2 protein-coding genes and 1 tRNA gene are annotated in these 2,050 nt (G+C 65.6%); all 3 read right to left on the bottom strand.

What is annotated here, in order from left to right; translation table 11 throughout:
- Positions 1-86: 86 nt before the first annotated feature.
- Positions 87-162, bottom strand: a tRNA-Gly gene (locus AC1VAN_RS19990).
- A gap of 262 nt (positions 163-424) precedes the next feature.
- Positions 425-1,051, bottom strand: a complete 627-nt coding sequence (gene pgsA, locus AC1VAN_RS19985) for a CDP-diacylglycerol--glycerol-3-phosphate 3-phosphatidyltransferase (RefSeq protein WP_025875200.1) — start codon at positions 1,049-1,051, stop codon at positions 425-427.
- Between the two features lie 17 nt (positions 1,052-1,068).
- Positions 1,069-2,050, bottom strand: a 982-nt coding sequence (locus tag AC1VAN_RS19980; RefSeq protein WP_480986552.1) for a helix-hairpin-helix domain-containing protein, incomplete at its 5' end; no start/stop codon positions are given.

Here is a 2,050-nt window from a genome sequence, read left to right as displayed (position 1 = left end):
CTCCCAGACCACGCCGTCGACATCGCCCTATCTCGCGACAGCTCATAACGAAAAACGCCCCCTTCCGGGAGCGTTTTTCTTGAATCTGGAGCGGGAAACGAGACTCGAACTCGCGACCTCAACCTTGGCAAGGTTGCGCTCTACCAACTGAGCTATTCCCGCTTGGGAGGCGAAATTCTACCTGTTCTGCGCAACGCGTCAAGGCCTTTTTTTCAGGCAGATCGAGAGGTCATGGAATGCGTCATCCACGCATGGCGTGGATCTACCGCAGGCCACATTCCAGGCGATCCACGCCATGCGTGGATGAGGGATCCCGCGAAGGCCCACACAGTGCATGCATGCCCAGTAGATCCACGCCATGCGTGGATGAGAGCAGCGACGGGGTCAGAGCCCTTTCCTGCGGAAAGGGATCCGACCCCGGTGCTCAGTTGCCCAGCTTCTTCTGCCGCGAACGCTCGCGCGCGGCGCGCTCGTCGTCACGCAGGCTGGGCCAGGCGGCGTGCAGGTACTGCAGGCCCGACCACAGGGTCAGCACCGCGGCAATGGCCAGGGTCCAGTCACCGATATGGAATACCGGCGGGCCCATCCAGATGTCGTCGACCGGCACGTTCGGCGCCACCGAATACAGCAGGCACAGCAGCGCGACCATCTGCGCGGTGGTCTTGACCTTGCCGATCATCGCCACCCGCACCTTGGCACGCTGGCCGAGTTCGGCCATCCACTCGCGCAGCGCCGACACCGCGATCTCGCGGCCGACGATCACCGCCGCCCAGAACGCCATCCACGGGGTCGGATGCCCCTGCACGATAAGGAACAGCGCCACCGCCACCATCAGCTTGTCCGCGACCGGGTCGAGGAAGGCGCCGAACGCCGACTCCAGGCCGTAGCGACGCGCGATCCAGCCATCGAGCCAGTCGGTGATCGCGGCCAGGCCGAAGATCGCCGCCGATGCGAAGTTGGTCCAGGTGTAGGGCAGGTAGAACACCAGCACCAGCACCGGGATCATCACGATCCGCAACAGGGTCAGCCAGGTGGGCAGGGTCAACGTCATGCGGCTTTATTCTCTCTCTACTCGGCCGGATCCGGCGCGGCCAACCCGTGCAGGTTAGCGTAGATGCGCGCTGCGAGGGCGTCATTGATGCCTTCCACCTTGGCAATTTCCGCTTCTCCGGCCGCTTTCAGGCCGACCAGACCGCCAAAATGCTTCAGCAGGCTGGCGCGCCGTCGCGGCCCGATGCCGGGGATGTCTTCCAGTTTGCTGGTCATCCGGGCCTTCTGCCGGCGCCCGCGATGGCCAGTGATGGCGAAGCGGTGTGCTTCATCGCGCACCTGCTGGATGAACTGCAGGGCGGGATCGGCCGCACCCGGGCGCAGTTCGCGGCCATCGGGCATCACCAGCGCTTCGTGGCCGGCACGGCGTTCCACGCCTTTGGCCACGCCCACCAGCAGCACGTCTTCCACGCCCAGATCGGCCAGCGCCGCCTGGGCCTGTGCCAGCTGGCCGGCGCCACCGTCGATCAGCAGCACATCCGGCAACACGCCCTGCTCTTCCACTGCACGGCGGAAGCGGCGGTCGATCGCCTGGCGCATCGCGGCGTAGTCATCGCCCGGCTCGATGCCACTGATGTTGAAGCGGCGGTACTGCGCGCGCACCGGGCCGGCCGCATCGAACACCACACAGGAGGCCACGGTGGCTTCGCCCATGGTGTGGCTGATGTCGAAGCACTCCACCCGCTTTACCGGTTCGGCCAGCCCCAGCATCACCCGCAGCGCTTCGCTGCGCGCGTGCTGCGCGGTGCGGCTGTTGATCTCGGTGGCCAGGGTCAACTGCGCGTTGCGGCTGGCCAGTTCCAGGTAGCCGGCGCGCTCGCCGCGGACGTTCCATTTCAACTGCACCTTGCGCTCGGCCGAGGCCGACAGCGCAGAACCGATCAGATCGGCATCGGGAATTTCGCGGTCAAGCAGGATCTCGCGCGGCGGCTCGAATTCGATGTAGTACTGCGAGACAAAGGCCGCCAGCACTTCATCCGGGCTTTCCTCGCCATTGGTG

The organism is Stenotrophomonas sp. 05L44_2 (genome assembly GCF_056665995.1).
The sequence above is the reverse complement of the archived record's forward strand: the minus strand, read 5'-3'. Positions and strand labels throughout refer to the sequence as shown.

Coding starts and splice junctions, on each gene's coding strand:
- pgsA (WP_025875200.1), bottom strand. CDS start 1,051: ATGACGTTGACCCTGCCCACCTGGCTGACCCTGTTGCGGATCGTGATG.